Annotated in this window: 20 protein-coding genes; all 20 read right to left on the bottom strand. The window is 71.9% G+C overall.

What is annotated here, in order from left to right; all coding sequences use genetic code 11:
* Positions 1-11 precede the first annotated feature (11 nt).
* The 20 genes from ACTWPW_RS01005 to pyrR all read right to left on the bottom strand — a co-directional run bounded on the left by ACTWPW_RS01005 (position 12) and on the right by pyrR (position 22,063).
* Entirely contained in the window at positions 12-536 is a 525-nt protein-coding gene (locus ACTWPW_RS01005) for a PspA/IM30 family protein (protein WP_443167692.1), read from the bottom strand.
* On the bottom strand, positions 533-1,459 hold the full coding sequence (gene fmt, locus ACTWPW_RS01010) for a methionyl-tRNA formyltransferase (RefSeq protein ID WP_443167693.1): 927 nt from the start codon (positions 1,457-1,459) through the stop codon (positions 533-535). Before fmt ends, ACTWPW_RS01005 begins: the two co-directional genes overlap by 4 nt.
* Positions 1,460-1,463: 4 nt before the next feature.
* Positions 1,464-2,012, bottom strand: coding sequence for a peptide deformylase (gene def, locus ACTWPW_RS01015; RefSeq protein WP_375109231.1), 549 nt, complete (start codon positions 2,010-2,012; stop codon positions 1,464-1,466).
* Positions 2,013-2,093: 81 nt separating this feature from the next.
* Positions 2,094-3,446, bottom strand: coding sequence for a hypothetical protein (locus tag ACTWPW_RS01020; protein ID WP_443167694.1), 1,353 nt, complete (start codon positions 3,444-3,446; stop codon positions 2,094-2,096).
* A 37-nt stretch (positions 3,447-3,483) separates the two neighbouring features.
* Positions 3,484-4,953, bottom strand: coding sequence for a hypothetical protein (locus ACTWPW_RS01025; protein WP_443167695.1), 1,470 nt, complete (start codon positions 4,951-4,953; stop codon positions 3,484-3,486).
* Positions 4,954-5,002: 49 nt separating this feature from the next.
* The gene (locus ACTWPW_RS01030; protein ID WP_443167696.1) at positions 5,003-7,111 is read right to left on the bottom strand and encodes a primosomal protein N'; all 2,109 of its coding nucleotides are present in this window, start codon (positions 7,109-7,111) and stop codon (positions 5,003-5,005) included.
* A gap of 389 nt (positions 7,112-7,500) precedes the next feature.
* A complete protein-coding gene (gene metK, locus ACTWPW_RS01035) occupies positions 7,501-8,694 on the bottom strand; it encodes a methionine adenosyltransferase (protein ID WP_364134946.1) in 1,194 nt (397 codons plus the stop codon).
* Between the two features lie 128 nt (positions 8,695-8,822).
* Positions 8,823-9,146, bottom strand: coding sequence for a hypothetical protein (locus tag ACTWPW_RS01040; protein WP_443167697.1), 324 nt, complete (start codon positions 9,144-9,146; stop codon positions 8,823-8,825).
* 167 nt (positions 9,147-9,313) lie between these two features.
* Positions 9,314-10,525, bottom strand: a complete 1,212-nt coding sequence (gene coaBC / locus ACTWPW_RS01045; RefSeq protein ID WP_443167698.1) for a bifunctional phosphopantothenoylcysteine decarboxylase/phosphopantothenate--cysteine ligase CoaBC — start codon at positions 10,523-10,525, stop codon at positions 9,314-9,316.
* 8 nt (positions 10,526-10,533) lie between these two features.
* Positions 10,534-10,803 carry a DNA-directed RNA polymerase subunit omega gene (rpoZ, locus tag ACTWPW_RS01050; protein ID WP_043638590.1) on the bottom strand — a complete coding sequence of 90 codons (270 nt, stop codon included), beginning with the start codon at positions 10,801-10,803 and terminating at the stop codon, positions 10,534-10,536.
* A 5-nt stretch (positions 10,804-10,808) separates the two neighbouring features.
* On the bottom strand, positions 10,809-11,402 hold the full coding sequence (gmk, locus tag ACTWPW_RS01055) for a guanylate kinase (protein WP_364134994.1): 594 nt from the start codon (positions 11,400-11,402) through the stop codon (positions 10,809-10,811).
* A 115-nt stretch (positions 11,403-11,517) separates the two neighbouring features.
* On the bottom strand, positions 11,518-11,841 hold the full coding sequence (gene mihF / locus ACTWPW_RS01060; RefSeq protein WP_020541698.1) for an integration host factor, actinobacterial type: 324 nt from the start codon (positions 11,839-11,841) through the stop codon (positions 11,518-11,520).
* Between the two features lie 527 nt (positions 11,842-12,368).
* Positions 12,369-13,061: an orotidine-5'-phosphate decarboxylase gene (gene pyrF, locus ACTWPW_RS01065; RefSeq protein WP_375109225.1), complete on the bottom strand. Its 693-nt coding sequence runs from the start codon at positions 13,059-13,061 to the stop codon at positions 12,369-12,371.
* 25 nt (positions 13,062-13,086) lie between these two features.
* The gene (locus tag ACTWPW_RS01070) at positions 13,087-14,064 is read right to left on the bottom strand and encodes a dihydroorotate dehydrogenase (protein ID WP_364134958.1); all 978 of its coding nucleotides are present in this window, start codon (positions 14,062-14,064) and stop codon (positions 13,087-13,089) included.
* Positions 14,054-14,905 carry a dihydroorotate dehydrogenase electron transfer subunit gene (locus ACTWPW_RS01075; protein WP_443167699.1) on the bottom strand — a complete coding sequence of 284 codons (852 nt, stop codon included), beginning with the start codon at positions 14,903-14,905 and terminating at the stop codon, positions 14,054-14,056. The genes ACTWPW_RS01070 and ACTWPW_RS01075 overlap by 11 nt, the downstream gene beginning before the upstream one ends.
* Positions 14,906-14,943: 38 nt before the next feature.
* Complete coding sequence (carB, locus tag ACTWPW_RS01080) at positions 14,944-18,231, bottom strand: carbamoyl-phosphate synthase large subunit (RefSeq protein ID WP_364134963.1); 3,288 nt, start codon at positions 18,229-18,231, stop codon at positions 14,944-14,946.
* Positions 18,218-19,324, bottom strand: a complete 1,107-nt coding sequence (carA, locus tag ACTWPW_RS01085; protein ID WP_375109224.1) for a glutamine-hydrolyzing carbamoyl-phosphate synthase small subunit — start codon at positions 19,322-19,324, stop codon at positions 18,218-18,220. Before carA ends, carB begins: the two co-directional genes overlap by 14 nt.
* The gene (locus tag ACTWPW_RS01090; RefSeq protein ID WP_375109223.1) at positions 19,321-20,607 is read right to left on the bottom strand and encodes a dihydroorotase; all 1,287 of its coding nucleotides are present in this window, start codon (positions 20,605-20,607) and stop codon (positions 19,321-19,323) included. The genes carA and ACTWPW_RS01090 overlap by 4 nt, the downstream gene beginning before the upstream one ends.
* Positions 20,604-21,521 (bottom strand): aspartate carbamoyltransferase catalytic subunit, encoded by a 918-nt coding sequence (locus tag ACTWPW_RS01095; RefSeq protein ID WP_375109222.1) that lies wholly within the window; start codon positions 21,519-21,521, stop codon positions 20,604-20,606. The genes ACTWPW_RS01090 and ACTWPW_RS01095 overlap by 4 nt, the downstream gene beginning before the upstream one ends.
* Entirely contained in the window at positions 21,518-22,063 is a 546-nt protein-coding gene (pyrR, locus tag ACTWPW_RS01100) for a bifunctional pyr operon transcriptional regulator/uracil phosphoribosyltransferase PyrR (RefSeq protein WP_364134974.1), read from the bottom strand. The genes ACTWPW_RS01095 and pyrR overlap by 4 nt, the downstream gene beginning before the upstream one ends.
* Between the last annotated feature and the right edge of the window lie 59 nt (positions 22,064-22,122).

Here is a 22,122-nt window from a genome sequence, read left to right on the forward strand (position 1 = left end):
CAAACTTTCACTCACGCCTTGGGTGGCAACCTGTCGAGCACATGACCGAGGAGCGCCTTGACGTCGACCATGCCGGTCTTGAGCTCGCTGACATCCGACTTCAGCTCCCTGACATCGGTCTTGAGCTCGCTGACATCTGTCTTGAGCACCGCGACGTCCGTCTTGAGCACCGCGACGTCCGTCTTGAGCTCGGCCACGTCGCCTTCGAGGACCGCGACCCGGCTGTCCAGGCCGTCGAATCGGCCGCTCAGGCCGTCGAACTTCTGACCGAGCTGCACGGTGAGCCCGAGAGCCTTGTCGGCCTTCTGCTCGATCCGGTCGACCTTGCCCTCCACCTTCGCCAGGCGGCGATCCATCCGCCGCACGTCGCCCTTGATGCCGCGACACTCGTCGCGCACATCGCAGAGCGTCAGCATGTAGGCGTCCTGGTCCTGGCGGAGGCTGTCCATCCGCTTCGAAAGAGCGAGCGCTTCGCTACTGGTGAGAGTCATGACGTCGATATTACTGTCCGAAACAAGATCAACACGCTCAGTCACTTGAAGGCCTCTTTACCCTCTGGGCGAACCCCGCGAGCCCACTCCCCGGCCCCCATCAACCGCTTGCCCTGCGGCTGCACCTCGCCCAGCTCCACCGCGTCGGTGGCCGTCCCGACCAGCACCGTCGTCTTCGTGGTGGCGATCTCCCCGGGTGCCAGGCGCTCACCCGGGACCATCCGCACCGGCCCCACCTTCACCCGCTGCCCCCGGAAGTCGGTCCAGGCCCCGGGGCCGGGCGTGCAGGCCCGGATCAGCCGGTCGACGTGCAGGGCGGGCTTGGTCCAGTCGACGCGGGCGTCCGCGACGGAGATCTTGGGGGCGATGGTGATGCCGTCGGCCGGTTGCGGCCGGGCCTCCAGGGTGCCGTCCTCGACACCGTCGAGGGTGGCGGCCAGCAGCCCGGCCCCCGAGATCGACAGCCGCTCCAGCAGCGATCCGCTCGTGTCGGAGGTGTGGATCTCCTCCGTCACCACGCCGTAGACGGGCCCGGCGTCCAACTCCTTGACGATCTGGAACGTCGTCGCCCCGCCGATCTCGTCGCCGTGCAGGATCGCGTGCTGGACGGGGGCGGCCCCGCGCCAGGCGGGCAGGATGGAGAAGTGCAGGTTGATCCAGCCGTGCCGAGGCACGTCGAGGGCCGACTGCGGCAGCAGCGCACCGTAGGCCACCACCGGGCAGCAGTCGGGCTCCAGGGCGCGCAGCCGGTCGAGGAACTCCGGTTCGCCGGCCTTCTGCGGGCGCAGCACCTCGATGCCCGCCTCCTCCGCGAGCGCGGCCACCGGCGACGGGTGGACCTTGCGGCCCCGGCCGGACTGGGCGTCGGGACGGGTGACGACCGCCACGACGTCGTGCCGGGGGGAGTCGATCAGGGTGCGCAGCGACGGCAGAGCCGTCTCGGGTGTGCCCGCGAAGACCAGACGCATGCTCTCAGAGTGCCTTTCCACCGGTGGCGTGGGGCGAGACCTTGAACACGGGGGCGGCCAGGCCGCTCCACTCCGCCTCGCGCACGGCCTTCATGGCCAGCTTGCGCTGCTTGGGGTCCATCCGGTCGATGAACAGGACGCCGTCGAGGTGGTCGGTCTCGTGCTGGAAGCACCGGGCCATGAGGTCGGTGCCCTCCAGCGTGACCGGCTCGCCGTACATGTCGAAGCCCTTGGCCACGGCGCGGACGGCGCGCGGCGTCGGGAAGGACAGGCCGGGGAAGGACAGGCAGCCCTCCTCGCCCTCCTCGTCTAGCTCCGGCGAGAGGTCGAGGTCGGGGTTGATCAGGTGGCCGAGCTGGTCGTCCACGTAGTAGGTGAACACCCGCAGCCCGACGCCGATCTGCGGGGCCGCCAGGCCCGCGCCCGGGGCGTCCATCATCGTGTCGGTGAGGTCTTTGACCAGTTTGCGGAGCTCCTTGTCGAAGTCGACGACCGGGGCCGCCGGGGTGCGCAGCACCGGGTCTCCGAACAGCCGGATCGACTGGATCGCCAAGGGGGTCACTCCGTTTCTCAAGCGTGGATCAGTCAAGTTTAGTGTAGGTAGGGACCCCTCCATCGGCTCGTCAGCGGCCCGTCAGCGGCCGTGACCCGCCGTGTGCGGTCGCGCGTGCTCCAGCGAGCGGGCCTTCATCGCGGCCTTGCGCGCCGCCTTGACCACGGCCTGGTCGTCGTGGGCGGTGGCGAGCATGTCGAGCACGGCGATCGTGTCGGGGTGGCCGACCGCGGGCATCTCCCCGACCAGCTTGATCAGGTCTTCGCCCGGCTCCGGCGTGTCGAGCCGGCCGGCGGCGGCGCCCGACAGGTGCATGAGCGCGGCCAGGGAGTCGACCGCGATCCAGGTGTGGTCCTCGGGGCTGAGCGTCGGGGCCTGGAGGTCGCGGATGTGCAGCCAGGAGGCGGCGTAGCGGCGCATGAGCGGGTCGTCGAGGGCCTGCCTGACGGGGGCCTCGGCCTCCGGGCCCAGCTCCTCCAGGATCGCGCCCACCGCGCCGCGCTGGCCGGCCGTGCCGGACGCGGCGATCTCGATCAGGTCGCGGGCGGCCGACTCGGGCGAGCGGCGCTCCAGCCACCCGGCCACGGCGCTCTGCGTGGCGGCGCCCTTGACCAGCGCCTCCACCAGCTCGGCCGCGGACAGGTCGGCGAACACCTCCACCTCCGCGGTGGTCGGCGCGTCGTGGCCCTCGCGCAGCAGGTCGCGGCGGACGGCCCAGACGCCGAGCGGGGTGAGCGCGGTGCGACCCGCGGCGGTCTGCTCGACCAGGCCGCAGTAGGTCAGCAGCGACAGCGCCTCGAGGAGCTCGGCGGGCAGCGCGGCGGCGATCTTGCGCATCTCGACGGGGCCGGGGGCGCAGGCGACCTCGTGGGACTGGAGGATGCCGCGGGCGAGGTTGGCGGTGGCGACGCCCGAACGTACGGAATAGATCGTGGCCAGCATCTCGGCCAGGTGGCCGTCCACCACGGCCGAGCCGGTCAGCCCCTCGTCGGCGCGGTCGAGCACGTCCATGACCACGCCGTCCCAGAACTCCAGCGTGGCCTCGACCGTGAGCCGCATCGACAGCGGCCCCCGGGAGGCCCGGCCGCCGAGGATCTGCAACAGCCCGGTGTTGACGGCGACGATCCAGATCAGGCGGAGCCGGGCGGCGGGCAGGCCGAGCTCCTCGGCCGCCGCCGCGGCGTCGGCGTCCGCCAGGTGTCCCTGAGGGGTCACCTGGCGGTTGCCCGTCCAGGTGCTGAGCCTGATGGCGTCGGCCACGAGAGGCACGGCGGGCACCGCCCTGGCGAGCTCCGCGTCGGGCGCCAGCAGGACCGGTGGGAACGTCAGCGCCTCATGCTCCACGGGAGTCTCCTCAGGGGGCCGTGGCGGCACGGCGGCCTGCTCATCGATCAGCTTGCGCAGCTCGGCGAGGTCGAAGACATTGTTTGCCACCCACGAAACTTACTGCACAGCGGTCACAGGAGCGTACTCAACGGATGGCTCGGGACCGGGCTTTGAACGCGGCCTTGCGCGCCGCCTTGGCCACCGTGCCGTCGGTGATGGAGCGTCCGAGCAGTTCGAGAACCTCGACCACGTCGGGGTGGTCGACCCGCCACATCTCCTCGATCATGTGGGCGGTCGGACCGGAGGCGGCCATGTTCTCGGCGAAGATCTCGGGGTCCTCCTCGGCCGCGGGCATGGCCAGGGCCAGCATGTCGACGCTGACCCAGAGCAGCTCGTCCTGGGTGAGCGGCGGCGCGGGCAGCCTCCTGGCGGCCAGCCAGTGGATGGCGTGCGGCCGCAGCTCGTCGTCCTCGAGGTAGGCGCGCACCTCGGGCTCGGCCTCGGCGCCGAGCCGGTCGACGATGGTGATGGCGATGCCACGGGCCACGGCGGGCGCGCCGGAGGCGGCGGCCAGCAGCTCGGCGGCGGCCTCGCCGGGCCCCCGGCCGGCCAGCCAGCGGCTGATGTCGTCCTCGGCGAGCTCGGTCGGCACGCCTTCGAGCAGTCCCTCGATGAGCCCGCGCGCGTCGCCCTCGGCCAGGTCGGGGGCCTGGGGGGCGTCGACGCCCAGGGAGAGGTAGTGCTCGCGCAGCGCCCAGACGGCGGGCGGCGTGAGCTCCGCGGTGTCGCCGGTGACCCGGATCATGCCGCACCACTCCAGCCGCCCGAGCACGTCGACCAGGTCGATCTCGCCGTCGCCGGCGATCTCGCCGAGGTATTCGGCGATCACGGTGACGGGCACCCGCACCTGGAGGCGGTAGAGCATGTCGAACAGGTCGTAGAGGCCCTCGTCGAGCTCCGCGGAGCCGGTGATCGTGCCGCCGGTGTCCTCCTCGATCACGTGGGCCACGCGTGCCGCCCAGGCGGCCAGCGGGTCCTCCTCGCCGGGCAGCGGCTGCTCGGCCAGCATCGGCACGCTCTTCAGCGCGGCGCGCAGGTCGTCGGGCGCGGCCAGCCGTACGGCGGGCAGCGGGGTGCACCCGGGACAGTCGCAGGGCGCCTCGCCCAGGTCGGGCAGCTCGCCGGAGGGGATGGCGATCGACTGCTCGAGCGACTCGGGGCCGATGGAGCTGAACAGGCTCTTGGCCATGCCGAAGTTCGCCGGGTCGGCTAGGGCCTCGGGCATGCGGACCGCGATGTCGTCGAGCCGCTCGCGCATCCGCGTCACCGTGCCCTGGCTCACCCGGCCCGCCTCGCTGAGGTAGTCGACGAACGTGCGGGCGGCGGCGACGGTCTCCGGCGCGCTCTCCGGAGGGGCGATGACCTTGCGCGGGTAGATGGACAGCAGCAGCTCGTCGAAGGTCTCCGGAGTGAAATCACCCAGTTCGTTGACGTTGAGGTAGTCGCTGGCGTAGTCGCAGAGCAGGCGGACCTCGTCCGCGTCCACCTCGACTTCCCGCGCGCGGCCCCAGGCACGCAGGTCGTCGATGGCCCGGTTCACCCATTCGATCGACACAGGGGCACGCTAACGGCTGGCCCACGGATGAGCGAATCGGGGAAACGGTCTAAATCAGGTCGAGAGGGTCGACACTCACCCTCACGACATCTGGCGTCTTACGCGCCGCACGCACCCCACTGGCACCTTTGAGCGCGGCGGCCAGCGCCGCGCCGCCGGCCCGGCGTACCCGGATCATGGCGCGTTCCTGACCCGACTCGTCCACCGGCACGGGGCCGAGCACCTGGGCGTCGGGCGGGAGGCGTACCTCGTCGAGCATCTGCCTGACCGCGCTCGCGGCGCCGGTCAGCGTCGCCATCCGCACCGCGGGCGGGAACCCCAGCTCGGCGCGGTCGCCGAGCTCGCGCTCCGCGTGGGTGATCGGGTCCCACCTGAGCAGGGCCTGTACGGGGGGCAGCGCGGCGTCACCGAGCACCACCAGCTCGGCGGCGGGGCGGAGGAGGGCGGCGGCGTTCATCCACCGGCGTACCGTCTCCTCGGCCGCCCGCAGGTCCGCCCGGCCGAGCAGGGCCCACCCGTCCAGCAGCACGGCCGCCGCGTAGCCGCCCTCCGCCACCGGCTCGGCGCCCGGCGTGGCGACGACCAGCGCGCGGGTGGCGGGCACGGTGGCCAGGACGCCGTCGCGGCCGGAGGTGCGCACCTGGGTGGCGGGGAAGGCGCGGCCGAGCTCCTCCGCCGTACGCCTGGCGCCCGTGACGACCGCGCGCAGCCGGGGGCTGCCGCAGGACGGGCACCGCCAGCCGGCGTCCACCCGGCCGCACCAGCGGCAGTAGGGGGCCGCGTGGCCGCCCCTGAGCGCGAGCGGCCCGTGGCACAGCAGCCGGCTCTCGTCCTGGCCGCTCAGCTGGACCTCGGCCTGGCCGTCCGCCTCCGGGACCCGGGGGGCCGTCCGGGTGGGCGGCAGGACACAGCGGGCGGGGGTGCGGCAGTGCCCGCAGGCCAGGGCGGGCAGGTAGCCGCGCCTGGGCACCTGCACCAGCACCGGGCCGCTCTCCAGCCCGTGGCGCAGGGCCCGCCAGGCGATGCTGGGCAGGCGGGCCTGCCGGGCGGCCTGGTCCTTGGCCAGCTCGGCGTCCTCGCCGGCGGGGTGTACGCGGGGGGCCAGGCTCCTGATCGTCGTGCGGGCGGCCACGATGGGCCTGGCCCACCGGGTGGCGACGAGCTGGGTGGCCTCGGCGGTACGCGCGTAGCCGCCGATCAGCATCCCCGCGCCGGTCCGGTGGGCCCGCAACCCGAGCACCTCGCGGGCGTGCGGGTAGGGGGCCAGGCGCTCGGCGTGCAGGTCGTCTCCGTCGTCCCAGATGGCCACCAGGCCGAGCCCGGAGACGGGGGCGAACATGGCGGCCCTGGTGCCGACAACGGCGCGCACCTGGCCTCTCAGCACCTTCAGCCACCGTCTGTACCGCTCCGCCGGGCCCAGGTCCGCCGTGAGCGCCACGTGCCTGCCGGGGCCGAGCAGCCGCCCGAACGCGGCGTCGGCCAGCGCGACGTCCTTGCCGTCGGGGACCACGACCACCGCTCCCCTGCCGCCGTCCAGCGTGGCGCGCACCGCCTCGGCCATGGCGTCCGCCCAACCGCCGCCGCCGGGCAGCGCCGACCACACGGCCCGGGGCGCGCGGCCGGCGCGCAGGGCGTCGAGGAAGGAAGGGCCGGTCGGGTACGCCGCCCAGGCGCTCGTGGCCGGTTCGGCAGGTTCGCCCGGCGGGTCCTCCTTGGGCGGCTCCGCCTCGGCCTTGGCGTGGCGGGGCGGGACGGCGAGGCGCAGCACGTCGGCCAGGGTGCCGGCGTAGCGGTCGGCGACCGCCCTGGCCAGGCCCACGATCTCCGGGGTCAGCACCTGCTCGGGCGACACCACGCGTTCGAGCGGGGTGAGCTTGCCCTCGTGGTCGCTCCCGGCCGCCCGCTCCAGCAGGAACCCGTCGACGAGCTTGCCCGCGAAGCGCACCCGCACGCGCACGCCCGGCTCGGCCGTCTCGTGCAGGGCGGCCGGGACCAGGTAGTCGAAGAGGCGGTCGAGGTGCGGCAGCGGGCTGTCCACGGCCACCCGCGCCACCGGATCGTCGGGGGCGGGGACGACGGCGCCCTTGGTGTCCTTCGACGACGTCGCGGGCCGCACGGCTTCGAGCGGCAGGAGGGCGTCGTCGGAGGAGTCGGTCACGCATAACGTCTACCAGACCCCCACGCCCGGCCACGCCCGCTGCCCGAGAGCCGCGCACCCGGCCTCCGGGCACCACACCCTCGGATCCGGAGTGCGGGCGTCACGGGACGGCACGCCTCCCGGCCGGGCCCGCTTTCCGCACGTCACCACGCCCGCCCCGCTGAGGTCCGTGGAGAGGGGCGGCCCGTGGGAGGGGACGGCGAGGTGGCGGGAGCGGCGGTGCACCGACCGGGCGCCGCCACGGCTTTCCAGCAGGGCGTCACCGCGGACACCCGCGAAGGCCATCCCCGGGGAACGCCGAAGCCGGCGCCGCCGCTCAGGTGGAGCATGGCGGCACCGGGCAGGTGAGCTCCCGGACCGGCCAGGTCGGGCCGGTCCGGGGGGAGCCGTCAGAGGCCGGCGGCGGTCCTGAGGGCCTCGGCGCGGTCGGTGGACTCCCAGGAGAAGCCCTCGCGGCCGAAGTGCCCGTAGGCGGCGGTCTCCGAGTAGATCGGGCGCAGCAGGTCGAGGTCGCGGATGATCGCGGCCGGGCGCAGGTCGAACACCTGCAGCACGGCGTCCTGGATCTTCTCCACCGCCAGCTTCTCGGTGCCGAAGCACTCCACGAACAGGCCGACCGGCTGGGCCTTGCCGATCGCGTACGCCACCTGGACCTCGCACCGGTCGGCGAGCCCGGCGGCGACGACGTTCTTGGCGACCCAGCGCATCGCGTAGGCGGCCGAGCGGTCGACCTTGGACGGGTCCTTGCCGGAGAAGGCGCCGCCACCGTGGCGGGCCATGCCGCCGTAGGTGTCGATGATGATCTTGCGGCCGGTGAGGCCGGCATCGCCCATCGGGCCGCCGATCTCGAAGCGGCCGGTCGGGTTGACCAGCAGGCGGTAGCCCTCGGTGTCGAGGTCGGGGTCGAGCTCCGCGAGCACGGGGTCGACCACGTGCTCCTTGATGTCGGGCGCCAGCATCTCCTTGAGGTCGATCTCGGCCGCGTGCTGCGTGGAGACGACCACGGTGTCGAGGCGGACGGGCGTGTCGCCGTCGTATTCGATCGTGACCTGCGTCTTGCCGTCGGGGCGGAGGTAGGGGACCTTGCCGGTCTTGCGCACCTCGGCCAGGCGCTGGGCCAGGCGGTGGGCCAGCGTGATCGGCAGCGGCATCAGCTCGGGGGTCTCGCGGCAGGCGTAGCCGAACATGAGGCCCTGGTCGCCGGCGCCCTGGCGGTCGAGCTCGTCGGCGTCGCCGCCGATGCGGTGCTCGTAGGCGTCGTCGACACCCTGGGCGATGTCGGGCGACTGCGCGCCGATGGACACCGACACGCCGCAGGAGGCGCCGTCGAAGCCCTTGTGGGAGGCGTCGTAGCCGATCTCCAGGATCTTCTCCCGGATGACGCCGGGGATGTCGACGTAGGTCTCGGTCGTGACCTCGCCTGCGACGTGGACCTGGCCGGTAGTGATCAGCGTCTCGACGGCGACCCGGCTCTTGGGGTCGTCCTTGAGCATGGCGTCGAGAATCGCGTCACTGATCTGGTCGGCGATCTTGTCCGGGTGGCCCTCGGTGACCGACTCGGAGGTGAACAGGCGACGTGACAACTCAGTGGCTCCTCATGCAGCGGCTGCTGACGTATGTAAGGCCCGGGGCAGATGGGCATGCCTGGGCCTCGCCGAAGTCTAGCCCTACCCGGTGCCCGGTCGCGAAACCGTCCACCATCTGGCTCCCATCACAGATCGGGCAGGGGGTCGGGTGGCAGCGTCTCCGGCGCGAAGATCTCCGCGTCGGCGGCCGACACCACCGCGGCGTACTCCTCATCGAACTCGAACACCATCGAGCCGAGCTCGAGTACGTGTCCAGTCAGGATGGGGCCGAGCCTGGTGTCGCGCGGGAACTCGGCGAACACCGACACCGGCCGATCGATCCTGAGCGTCCTGGTGGCCAGCACGGAAATGGCCGAGTCGGTGACGACGATCAGGAAGTTCCCCGTACCGGCCGGCCCCGCGGAGAACGCGGGGAAGACGTACTGGATCTCCCCTTGGTCGCCGAGCAATGTTCTACAACGATCCCTGACAGCAGAACCCACCGGCATTCCATCCCCCTTTGCCCCAAGTATCCGCAGGCGTCCGGGGGTGTTGCAACAGGTGATCGAGTAATTGGCTCTGCACGCTTTGTACGCGATACGGGTAGCGCGTCCCCTAAATGACCGTTTCGGGGGAATCAGTGGAGGCGGGCGGCCACCAGGTCCCACACGGCGTCGGCCAGGTCCTCCTTGGGCCCGAACGGCACCTCCACCGGCTCGCCGCCCGCCACCAGCACGGTGGCCGCGTTGCCGGGGGTGCCGAACGCCAGCCCGTCCCCCACCTGGTTGACGACCAGCAGGTCGCAGCCCTTGCGCGCGAGCTTGGCCTGCCCGTTGGCGAGCACGTCGTGCGTCTCGGCCGCGAACCCGACGATCACCTGGGCCCGCGCCCCGCCGACGGCGCCGGCCGATCCGGCACGGCGGCGCTCGCCCAGCTCGGCGAGAATGTCGGGGTTCTTGGTCAGCCGAATGGCCTCGGGCTCGCCGTCCGTCTTCTTGATCTTGGCGTCATGGCGTGTCGCGGGCCGGAAGTCGGCCACGGCCGCGGCCATGACCACCACGTCGGCGCCGGCCGAGGCGGCCAGCACGGCCTCGCGCAGCTCGGCCGTGGACTCCACCCGCACCACCGTGGAACCGGCGGGGTCGGGGAGGGTGACGTTGGCGGCGAGCACCGTCACCTCGGCGCCGCGGGCGGCGGCCGTGCGGGCCAGGGCGTAGCCCTGCAGCCCGGAGGAGCGGTTGCCGATGTAGCGGACGGGGTCGATGGCCTCGCGGGTGCCCCCGGCGGAGACCACGACCTTGCGCCCGGCCAGGTCGCGGGGCCGGCCGCGCGACACGCGCAGGCAGACCTGGAAGATCTCGGCGGGGTCGGGCAGCCGCCCGGGGCCGGTGTCGGCGCCCGTGAGCCGGCCCACCGCCGGGTCGATCACGACGGCTCCCCGCTCGCGCAGCGTCGCGACATTGGCGCGGGTGGCGGGGTGCTGCCACATCTCGGTGTGCATCGCGGGCGCGAACACGACCGGGCACGTGGCCGTCAGCAGCGTGTTGGTGAGCAGATCGCCCGCCATGCCGTGCGCCGCCCTGGCGAGCACGTCGGCGGTCGCCGGTGCCACCACGACGAGGTCGGCGCTCTTGCCGATCCGTACGTGGGGCACCTCGTGAACGTCGTCCCACACCTCCGCCGACACGGGGTTGCCCGACAGGGCGGCCCAGGTGGGCGCGCCCACGAACTTCAGGGCCTCGCGGGTCGGGACGACCCGCACCTCGTGGCCGGACTCGGTGAAAAGGCGCAACAGCTCACACGCCTTGTACGCGGCGATGCCGCCGCTGACGCCCAGGACGACCTTCATCGAAGGGGTCAGACCGCGCCTTCGATGGGCTCGGCGTTGAGCAGGCCCTCGGAGACCTCGCGCAGCGCGATGGACAGTGGCTTCTCCTGAGCATGCGTCTCGACCAGTGGCCCGACGTATTCCAGCAGGCCCTCGCCGAGCTGGGAGTAGTAGGCGTTGATCTGGCGGGCGCGCTTGGCACCCATGATCACCAGGGAGTATTTGCTGTCGACGATGTCGAGCAGCGCGTCGATCGGCGGGTTGGTGATGCCCTCCGCGGCCGGGGTGGTGCCTGCCACGATTGTCAGACCTCTCGGTTGGTGGTTGTCGTGACCCCCTGAGGGTCAGTCATCAAGGCTATCAGCCGATGGCACACGTCTTGGACGCTCGTGTTCACCAGGGTGAGGTCGAACTCGCCCTCGGCGGCCATCTCGATCCGTCCGGCCTCCAGCCGGCGCGCGATGACCTCCTCCGGCTCGGTGCCGCGCCCGCGCAGCCGCTTCTCCAGCTCCTCCCACGTGGGCGGGGCCAGGAAGATCAGCAGCGCCTCCGGCATGCTCCGGCGTACCTGCCTGGCTCCCTCGAGGTCGATCTCGAGCAGGGTCGGCACGCCGTCGGCGAGCTTCTTCAGCACCGGCTCGCGCGGCGTGCCGTAGCGGTTGCCCGCGAACTCCGCCCACTCGAGCAGCTCGCCCGCCTCCACGAGGCGGTCGAACTCCTCTCCGTCGACGAAGAAGTAGTGGACCCCGTTGACCTCACCGGGCCGGGGCCTCCTGGTTGTCACCGAGACCGACAGCCACACCTCTGGGTGTGCCCGCCGGAGCTCGGCGACGACCGTGGACTTTCCGACGCCCGACGGCCCTGAAAGGACCGTCAGCCGCCTTTCGCTCAAGGGCAGGAAGCCGACCTCCGCTACCGATCCGACCGCCTCGTGGGCACTGACATCGCCGGACCAGGACCTGTCGGTCACTTCCTACCCCCCGTTGAACCTGCGATTTCGTGTGGAACAGAGATTAGCTCTCGTTGCCACCGAACTCGCGCTCGAGGGAGGCCCTCTGGTTCGCACCGAGACCCCGCACGCGGCGGGACTCGGCAATGGCAAGCCGCTCCATGAGCTGCTTGGCGCGGACCTTGCCCACGCCAGGGAGCGATTCCAACAAAGCCGACACCTTCATCTTGCCGATGACGTCGTCGGTCTGCCCATCCTTGAGCACCTCAGCCAGAGAAACCGCGCCATGCTTGAGCCGGTTCTTGACCTCGGCACGCTCTTTACGGGCCTTGGCAGCCTTCTCCAGGGCTGCGGCGCGCTGCTCAGGGGTCAGGGGAGGAAGAGCCACGCCGGGTCACCTCGAATTTCTGTCGATGTACTCGGACGGGAAGGGAAACTAGCTGGTCATCGCCCCCTAAGCAACGTCAAGAGCGGTTTCTCTCGCCACAAAATCCACTTCATCACTCTGCGTATTCGTAAAATCACATTCCGCTGATCAAATCGCCCTCACATCCGTCTTCGCGCGTCGGCTCGCGCCGATGTCGCGAAACGCAACGATGATCGCATTCCCGTCATCGGCCGATGTCCGAAACCCGCCCCGCACCAGGGCCGAAACCCGATGCGGCGATGGTGCGCGACCTCCCGCACGGATGCATTACGATCTTGTGAGCGGGGGTCTTCCGGGCGTGTCCTGCGCGTCCACTTCCGAGGGTCCGTCCTGTCACCGGGTGACCGTCTGGTGGGCGGGGCGACCGGAGGGGTTCGTGCGGCGGCGGTGACGTACGGCCACGGCCGGGTCCGCGCGGGCGCGGCAGTCCGGGCGGGCAGGTAAGCCGGGCGGGCGCGGACCGGAGGCGGCCGAGGTTGCCGAGGGCGTTACGAGGCGCGGCGGAGTGAGGCGGCGATGGCGGCGGCGGTCGCCCCCGGGTCCGGCGAGCCCGTGATGGGCCGCCCGATGACCAGCAGGTCCGCCCCGTCGGCCAGCGCCTGCTCCGGCGTGGCCACGCGCACCTGGTCCTGCGTGGCGGCTCCGGTGGGCCGCACGCCGGGCGTGATGAGGGTGATCCCCTCCCCCACCTCGGCCCGCACGGCCGACACCTCGTTGGGCGAGCACACGAGCGCCGTGGCGCCCGCCTCGACCGACAGCGCCGCCAGGCGGCGTACAGCGTCCTCGGCGGGCCCGGCGAGCCCGATGCGGTCAAGGTCGGCCTCGGTCAGGGAGGTCAGGACGGTCACGGCGGCGATCTGGGTGTGCGGCGCGGCCTCCACGGCGGCCCTGATCATGGCTCGCCCGCCGGCGGCGTGCACGGTGAGGATCGAGGGCCGCAGCCGCGACACCGCGCGCGCCGCGCCGGCGACGGTGTTGGGGATGTCGTGCAGCTTGAGGTCGAGGAACACGCGCACGCCGCTGGCCCCCCGCACGGAGGCGATCACGTCGGGGCCGTAGCGCAGGTAGAGCTCCAGGCCGACCTTGACCGTGCTGACATGGGGCGTGACCAGGGCGGCCCACCGGGCGGCGGTCTCCAGGTCCGGGGCGTCGAGAGCGACGGCTATGGGCGCGGGGGTCAAGACGGGCTCTCCTGGGATTCGGGAGTCAAGGCGTGCTCTCCTCGGTATCGACCAACAGGTGCCGGGGGGCACTCCCCGGCGGGCGGTGCGCGAGGCCGACGGCGTCGGCCAGCCGCTGGAAGCCACGGGCCCTCAGGAGGTCCTCGAGCTCGCGTTCGATGCGCAGGCAGGCGTAGGGGTCGTGGAACAGCGCCGTGCCCACTCCGACCGCGCAGGCGCCCGCCAGGACGAGCTGGAAGGCGTCCCGGCCGGTCATCACGCCGCCGATGCCGATCAGGGGCACCCCGGGCAGCGCCGCGTGGACCTGCCAGACGCACCGTACGGCCAGCGGCAGGATGGCCGGCCCCGACAGCCCGCCGGTGACGGCGGCGAGCGAGGGCCGCAGCGCCTCGGTGTCGATGGCCATGCCGAGCGGATTGTTGATCATGGACAGCGCGTCGGCCCCGGCGTCCACGCAGGCCCGCGCGACGGAGACGATGTCGGCCACGTCGGGCGCGAGCTTGGCGACGACCGGCACGTCGTAGCGCATGATGGAGCGTACGGAGGCGATCACCTCGGCCGCCGCGCTGCCCTCGCGGGCGAAGACGCGGCCCCGGTCCTCCATGTTCGGGCAGGAGAGGTTGACCTCCAGCGCGGTCACCCCGGGCGCGTCGGCGAGCCTGCGGGCCAGCTCCGAATACTCGGCGACGGTGCCCCCGCCGATCGAGACGATGGTCTTGATGCCCCGCTGGGCCAGCCAGGGCAGCTCGCGCTCCAGGAACGCCTCGATGCCCGGCCCCTGCAGCCCGACGGCGTTGAGCATGCCGGAGGGCGTCTCCGCCATGCGCGGCGTGGGCCGGCCGGCGCGCGGCGCCATGGTGATCGAGCGGGTGGTCAGCGCGCCGAGCCGGTGCAGGTCGAAGAACTGGGCCAGCTCCCGTCCCGAGGCGGCGCAGCCGGCGGCGGTGGTGATGGGGTTGGCCAGTTCCACGTGCGCCAGGAACGTACGCATATCAACTGACATGTCGTGCACCGCCTCCGGGGGCGCCGAGCGCGTCGAACGGGATCGTTCCCACGTCCTCGAAGCGCACCCGCTCCCCCCGGAACACCGGCCCCTCCGCACACGCCCTGACCATCCTGGTCGCCCCGTCGTCCCCGATCACGGGCAGCACGCACGTCATGCACACGCCGATCCCGCAGGCCATCGACTCCTCGACCGCCACCTGCACCGGGATGTCGAACTCCATCGCCACCGCCGTCACCGCCCGCAGCGTCTCCATGGGCGCGCACGCGTAGACGGCGTCGGCGCGCGTGTCGGCGATCACCGAGGGCAGCGCGTCGGTGACCTTGCCGCGCAGCCCGAGCGAGCCGTCCTCGGTGGTCAGCGTGGTCGTCTGGGCCATCCTGCGGGCCCGCATCGCCCCGAACACCCGCTCCGCCCCGGTGCCGCCGAGCACGAAGTCGACCCGGCAGCCACGCGCCAGCAGCGCGTCGGCCAGCGGGAAGAGCACGGCGGAGCCGTAGTCGGAGCCGACCAGCACGCAGTTGACGGGGTCGCGCGGCAGCGGGAAGGGGCGCCCGAGCGGTCCGACCAGGTCGAGCGTGTCACGGGCGCGCCGGTCGGCCAGCCACGCGGTGCCCGGGCCGCGCACGGTGAAGACGAGCTCCACCGTGCCGCCGTAGTCGGACTTCACGTCGTGGATGGACAGCGCGCGGCGCGTCACCATCGACGTGTGCGCCCCGCCGACCGCCACGGAGACGAAGTGACCGGGGCGGTAACGCTCGGCGATGCCGGGCGCCACCACCGTCAGCGCATGATAGGCGTCGACCCGGCGCGTCGTGAGCACCGTGCCCGTCACCTGCACCGGTGTGCCGGCCAGTCGTCTTCACCTCCCGTGCGGGGTCAGCCCCGGAGTGCCTGTGCGTGCTCCTGGAGGGACCGCACGCCGACGTCGCCGCGTACGATCGCCTGGATGCCCGCGGCCGCCGCGGCGAGCCCGGCCACCGTGGTGATGCACGGGATGCCGCGCAGCACGGCGGCCGTGCGGATGTCGTAGCCGTCGAGCCGCGGCCCCGACTGCCCGGGGCTGCCGAAGGGCGTGTTGACGATCAGGTCGACCTCGCCGTCGAGAATGGCCTGCACGCTCGTGGGCTCACCTCCGGGACCCGTTCCCTCGCTGTGCTTTCGCACGATCTTGGCATGGACGCCGTTGCGGCGCAGCACCTCGGCGGTCCCCTCGGTGGCCAGGATCTCGAATCCGAGATCCGCCAGCGCCTTCACAGGAAAGATCATCGCACGCTTGTCCCTGTTGGCCACGGATACGAACGCGCGTCCCTTGGTCGGCAATTCGCCGTAGGCGCCCGCCTGGGACTTGGCGAAGGCGATCCCGAAGAACTCGTCAATGCCCATGACCTCGCCCGTGGAGCGCATCTCGGGCCCCAGGACGGTGTCCACGCCGCGGAAGCGGTTGAACGGCAGCACCGCCTCCTTGACCGCGATGGACGCGTCGAGGGGCAGCGTCCCGCCATCGCCGGTGGCGGGCAGCATGCCCTCCTCGCGCAGCGAGGCGATCGACGCGCCGAGCATCACCCTGGCCGCCGCCTTGGCCAGCGGCACCGCCGTGGCCTTGGACACGAACGGCACGGTACGGCTGGCGCGCGGGTTGGCCTCCAGGACGTACAGGACGCCGGCGGACATGGCGTACTGGACGTTCAGCAGCCCGCGCACGCCCACCCCGGCGGCGATGGCCTCCGTGGCGGCGCGGATGCGCTTGATGTCGTGGCTGCCGAGCGTGATGGGCGGCAGGGCGCACGCCGAGTCGCCGGAGTGGATCCCGGCCTCCTCGATGTGCTCCATGACGCCGCCCAGGTACAGCTCCTCGCCGTCGTAGAGGGCGTCCACGTCGATCTCGATGGCCTCGTCGAGGAACTTGTCCACCAGCACCGGGTGGCCGCCCTCCTGGGCCGCCATGTACGTGGTGAGCGTCTCGTCGTCGTACACGATGGCCATGCCGGCCCCGCCGAGCACGTACGAGGGGCGTACGAGGACGGGGTAGCCGATCTCCTCGGCGATCTCCAGCGCCTCGGACACGGTCAGCGCCGTGCCGTGCTTGGGCGCGGGCAGGCCCGCCTCGGCCAGCACCCGCCCGAACGCGCCGCGCTCCTCGGCCAGGTGGATGGACTCGGGCGAGGTGCCGACCACGGGCACGCCGGCGTCCTTGAGCGCCTGCGCCAGCCCGAGCGGCGTCTGCCCGCCGAGCTGCACGATCACGCCCGCCACCGGGCCGGTCTGCTGCTCGGCGTGGACGACCTCCAGGACGTCCTCCAGCGTGAGCGGCTCGAAGTAGAGCCGGTCGGAGGTGTCGTAGTCGGTCGAGACGGTCTCGGGGTTGCAGTTGACCATGACGGTCTCGAACCCGGCCCTGGACAGCTCGAACGAGGCGTGCACGCACGCGTAGTCGAACTCGATGCCCTGGCCGATGCGGTTGGGGCCGGAGCCGAGGATGATGACCTTCTGCCGCTCCCCGGTGGGGACCTCGTTCTCCTCGTCGTACGTCGAGTAGAGGTAGGGCGTCTTGGCGGCGAACTCGGCGGCGCAGGTGTCGACGGTGTTGTAGACCGGCCGCAGCCCGAGCGCGTGCCGCAGGTCGCGCACCCTGGCCTCGTCGATGCCGCGGATCTCGCCGATCTGCACGTCGCTGAACCCGAGGTGCTTGGCCCGCTCGAGCACCTCGGCGGTCAGCTCGGCCGCCTCGGCGACCGCGCCGGCCTCCTCGTGCAGCAGGAAGAGCTGGTCGATGAACCACGGGTCCACGTTCGTGGCCGCGAACAGCTCCTCGGGCGTGGCGCCGGCCCTGATGGCCTGCTGCATCGTGCGCAGCCGGCCGTCGTGCGGCGTGCGGCACGCCTCCAGCAGCTCGTCCTTGGGCCGGACGTCGCCCGCCCAGGTGAAGGACGAGTCCTTCTTCTCCATCGACCTCAGGGCCTTCTGCAGCGCCTCGGGGAAGGAGCGGCCGATGGCCATGGCCTCGCCCACCGACTTCATGTGCGTGGTGAGCGTCTGGTCGGCGCCCCGGAACTTCTCGAACGCGAAGCGCGGCACCTTCACCACGATGTAGTCGAGCGTCGGCTCGAAGGAGGCCGGGGTCTCCTTGGTGATGTCGTTGGGGATCTCGTCGAGCGTGTAGCCGATGGCCAGCTTGGCCGCGATCTTCGCGATCGGGAAGCCGGTGGCCTTGGACGCCAGGGCGGAGGACCTGGACACGCGCGGGTTCATCTCGATGACGATCATGCGCCCGGTGCTCGGGTCCACCGCGAACTGGATGTTGCAGCCGCCGGTGTCGACGCCGACCTCGCGGATGACCGCGATGGCGACGTCGCGCATGTTCTGGTATTCGCGGTCGGTCAGGGTCAGCGCGGGCGCGACGGTGACGCTGTCGCCGGTGTGGACGCCCATCGGGTCGATGTTCTCGATGGAGCAGACGATGACGACGTTGTCGGCCTTGTCGCGCATGACCTCCAGCTCGTACTCCTTCCAGCCGAGGATGGACTCCTCCAGGAGCACCTCGGTGGTCGGGGAGGCGTCGAGCCCGGCGCCGGCGATGCGCCGCAGGTCCTCCTCGTCGTAGGCGAAGCCGGAGCCGGCCCCGCCCATGGTGAACGAGGGCCGCACGACCACCGGGTAGCCCAGCTCGCCCGCGGCGGCCAGGCACTCCTCCATCGTGTGGCAGATGAGCGACCTGGCCGACTCGGCGTTGAGGCCGCGCTCGCGGGCGACCTTGGCGACGATCTCCTTGAACCGCTCGCGGTTCTCGCCGGCCTGGATGGCGTCGAAGTCGGCGCCGATGAGCTCGACCTCGTACTTGTCCAGCACGCCCGACTCGTGCAGCGCGACCGCGGTGTTGAGCGCGGTCTGGCCGCCCAGCGTCGGCAGCAGCGCGTCGGGGCGCTCCTTGGCGATGATCTTCTCGACGAACTCGGGGGTGATCGGCTCGACGTAGGTGGCGTCGGCGAACTCCGGGTCCGTCATGATCGTCGCCGGGTTGCTGTTGACCAGGATCACCCGGAAGCCCTCGGCACGCAGCACGCGGCACGCCTGGGTGCCCGAGTAGTCGAACTCGCACGCCTGTCCGATCACGATCGGCCCCGAGCCGATCACCAGGACGGACCTGATGTCATCACGCTTGGGCACGGCTCATGACCTCGCAAAACTCGTCGAAAAGGTAGGCGGCGTCGTGGGGGCCCGCGGCGGCCTCCGGGTGGTACTGGACGCTGAAGGCCCGCCCGTCGAGCAGGCGCAGGCCCTCCACGCAGCGGTCGTTGAGGTTGACGTGGCTGACCTCGGCCGGCCCGTACGGGGTCTCGAACGGCCCGTCGAGCGGCGCCTCCACGGCGAACCCGTGGTTGTGCGCCGAGATCTCCACCTTCCCGGTGCGCACGTCCTGGACCGGCTGGTTGACCCCCCGGTGCCCGTAACGCAGCTTGTACGTGGACAGCCCCAGGGCCCGCCCGAAGATCTGGTTGCCGAAGCAGATCCCGAAGAACGGGACCCTGGCCTCCAGGACCTTCCGCAGGGCGGTGACGTCCACGGTGGCCGGGTCGCCGGGCCCGTTGGACAGGAACACCCCGTCCGGCTCGACCGCCATGATCTGCTCGAACGTGGCGTCGGCGGGCAGCACGTGCACCTCGCAGCCGCGCTCGGCCATGCGGTGCGGCGTCATGCCCTTGATGCCCAGGTCCACGGCCGCGACCGTGAAGCGCCTGGCGCCGACGGCGGGGACGACGTACGGCTCGGCCGTGCTGACCTCCGGCGCGAGGGCGGCGCCCTCCATGCGGGGCGCGTGGCGTACGCGCTCGACCAGCTCCTCGACCGGCTCGGCCGGGGCGCTGAAGATGCCGGCCCGCATGGCGCCGCGCTCGCGCAGGTGGCGGGTGAGCGCGCGGGTGCCGGGGATGGCGATGCCGACGACGCCCTGTTCCTTGAGGTAGTCGTCGAGCGAGCGGTTGGCCCGCCAGTTCGAGACCACCCTGGAGGGCTCGCGCACGACGTATCCGGCCACCCAGACACGCCGCGACTCGGGGTCCTCGTCGTTGACGCCGGTGTTGCCGATGTGCGGCGCCGTCATGGCGACGATCTGCCGGTGGTAGGAGGGGTCCGTCAGGGTCTCCTGGTAGCCGGTCATGCCGGTGTTGAAGACCATCTCGCCGAACGTCTCACCTTCGGCGCCGTATGGAATCCCGTGGAAGACGCGGCCGTCTTCCAGGACGAGCACCGCTGTGTTCAAACCAGCTTCCCTTCGAGAACGGTCGGCCTGCCGCGCAGGAACGTGGCCACTACCCGGCCAGGCAGCGTCATCCCCTCGTAGGGGGTGTTCCTGCTCTTCGACGCGAAGGCGGCGGGGTCCACCTTGGTGCGTACGGACGGGTCGTAGAGCGTGATGTTGGCCGGAGCCCCCGCCTCCAGCGGCCGGCCGTGGCCGCCGAGGCGGCCGATGCGGGCGGGCACGACGGACATGCGCTGGGCGATGCCGGCCCAGTCGAGCAGGCCCGTCTCGACCATGGCCTCCTGGACCACGCTGAGCGCCGTCTCCAGGCCGACCATGCCCATGGCCGCGGCCGACCACTCGGTCTCCTTGTCCTCGACCGGGTGGGGCGCGTGGTCGGTGGCCACGATGTCGATCGTGCCGTCGGCCAGCGCGGCGCGCAGCGCCTCGACGTCGGCGCGGGTGCGCAGCGGCGGGTTGACCTTGTAGATCGGGTTGTACGCGCCGACCGGCGACTCCTCGACGAGGTCGTCGGTGAGCAGCAGGTGGTGCGGGGTGACCTCGGCGGTGATGTTCCAGCCCTTGGACTTGGCCCAGCGGATGATCTCGACCGAGCCGGCCGTCGAGACGTGGCAGACGTGCAGCCGGGAGCCGACGTGGGCGGCCAGGAGGCAGTCGCGGGCGATGATCGCCTCCTCCGCGACGGCCGGCCAGCCGGTCAGGCCGAGGCGGCCGGAGACCACGCCCTCGTTCATCTGGGCGCCGGAGGTGAGCCTGGGCTCCTGGGCGTGCTGGGCGATGACGCCGTCGAACGCCTTGACGTATTCCAGGGCGCGGCGCATGAGCACCGCGTCGTCCACGCACTTGCCGTCGTCGGAGAAGACGCGCACGCGGGCGGCCGAGTCGGCCATCGCGCCCAGCTCGGCGAGCTGCCTGCCCTCGAGCCCGACGGTGACCGCGCCGACCGGGTGGACGTCGCAGTGCGCGAACTCGCGCCCGAGCCGCCACACCTGCTCGACCACGCCGGCCGTGTCGGCGACGGGCGAGGTGTTGGCCATGGCGTGCACGGCGGTGTAGCCGCCGCGGGCGGCCGACTGGGTGCCGGTCTGCACGGTCTCGGCGTCCTCGCGGCCGGGCTCGCGCAGGTGGGTGTGCAGGTCGACGAGGCCGGGCAGCGCGATCGCGCCCGCGCCGTCGACGACCTCGGGCCCGTCGAGCCCCGGGCCGATCTCCGCGATCACCCCGTCGGCGATCCGGATGTCGGCCGGCTCCCCGCCCAGGATCCTGACATTTTTAATGATCATGCGATCTCTCCCCCGAGGAGCAGATACAGGACGGCCATGCGGATGGTCACCCCGTTGGCGACCTGTTCGACGATCGTGGACCGGGCCGAGTCGGCCACCTCGGCGGCGATCTCCATGCCCCGGTTCATCGGCCCGGGGTGCATGACGATCGCGTCGTCGGGCATCTTGGCGAACCGGTCGCGGTCGAGGCCGTACCGGCGGGAGTATTCGCGCTCGCTCGGGAAGTACGCGGCGTTCATCCGCTCCTTCTGCACCCGCAGCATCATCACCACGTCGGACTTGGGCAGCACGGCGTCGAGGTCGTACGACACCTCGCACGGCCAGCTCCCGACGGAGACGGGCAGCAGCGTGGGCGGCGCGACCAGCGTGACCTCCGCCCCCAGCGTGTGCAGCAGCAGCACGTTGGAGCGGGCGACCCGGCTGTGCAGCACGTCGCCGACGATGGTGACCCGGCGGCCCTCCAGGCCGCCCAGGCGGCGGCGCATGGAGAAGGCGTCGAGCAGCGCCTGCGTGGGGTGCTCGTGGGTGCCGTCGCCGGCGTTGACGACGCTGCCGTGCACCCAGTTGGCCAGGCGGTGCGGCGCGCCGGAGGCGCTGTGGCGGATGACGACCGCGTCGGCGCCCATGGCCTCCAGGGTGAGCGCGGTGTCCTTGAGCGACTCGCCCTTGGACACGCTCGACCCCTTGGCGGAGAAGTTGATCACGTCGGCGGACAGCCGCTTGGCCGCCGCCTCGAACGAGATCCGCGTCCGGGTGGAGTCCTCGAAGAACAGGTTGACCACCGTGCGCCCGCGCAGCGTGGGCAGCTTCTTGATGGAACGTTCCGAGACCCTCGCCAGCTCCTCGGCGGTGTCGAGGATGAGCAGCGCGTCGTCCTTGGTCAGGTCTCCGGCGGAGATCAGGTGCCGGTTCACTTGGCGCCCCCCTTCATGAGCAGGACGGCGTCGCGGCCGTCGATCTCCTGCAGGTAGACCTTGACCTTCTCGCTCTTGGCGGTCGGCAGGTTCTTGCCGACGTAGTCGGCGCGGATGGGCAGCTCGCGGTGACCGCGGTCGACCAGCGTGGCGAGCTGTACGGCGGTGGGGCGGCCCAGGTCGTTGAGCGCGTCCAGCGCGGCCCGCACGGTGCGGCCGGAGTAGAGGACGTCGTCGACGAGCACCACGACCCTGCCGTCGATGCCGTCGGACGGCAGCTCGGTGCGGCCGAGCGGGCGGACGGGCCCGCGCCGCAGGTCGTCGCGGTACATCGTGATGTCGATCGAGCCGACGGGGATCTTGACGCCCTCGAACTGCTCGATGCGGTCGCCGAGCCGGCGGGCCAGCGTCGCGCCGCGGGTCGGGATGCCGAGGAGGACGACGTCGTCGGCGCCTTTGGTGCGCTCGAGGATCTCGTGCGCGATCCGGGTCAGCGCCCGATGGATGTCCGGGCCCTCTAGGACGGCCCTGGAATCGGACATGGCGAATCTCACCACCTTTCCCGCCTCACGGGACGGGTCTTAAAAGGGTGTTGGTCGGG

Origin of the sequence: Nonomuraea sp. KM90 (assembly GCF_052246675.1) — a bacterium.
Taxonomy (GTDB): domain Bacteria; phylum Actinomycetota; class Actinomycetes; order Streptosporangiales; family Streptosporangiaceae; genus Nonomuraea.

Excerpts from the sequence above, each read along its gene's own strand:
- fmt (WP_443167693.1), bottom strand. The coding sequence starts at position 1,459 with ATGCGTCTGGTCTTCGCGGGCACACCCGAGACGGCTCTGCCGTCGCTG.
- coaBC (WP_443167698.1), bottom strand. The coding sequence starts at position 10,525 with ATGAAGGTCGTCCTGGGCGTCAGCGGCGGCATCGCCGCGTACAAGGCG.
- ACTWPW_RS01070 (WP_364134958.1), bottom strand. The coding sequence starts at position 14,064 with ATGTCAGTTGATATGCGTACGTTCCTGGCGCACGTGGAACTGGCCAAC.
- ACTWPW_RS01090 (WP_375109223.1), bottom strand. The coding sequence starts at position 20,607 with ATGATCATTAAAAATGTCAGGATCCTGGGCGGGGAGCCGGCCGACATC.
- pyrR (WP_364134974.1), bottom strand. The coding sequence starts at position 22,063 with ATGTCCGATTCCAGGGCCGTCCTAGAGGGCCCGGACATCCATCGGGCG.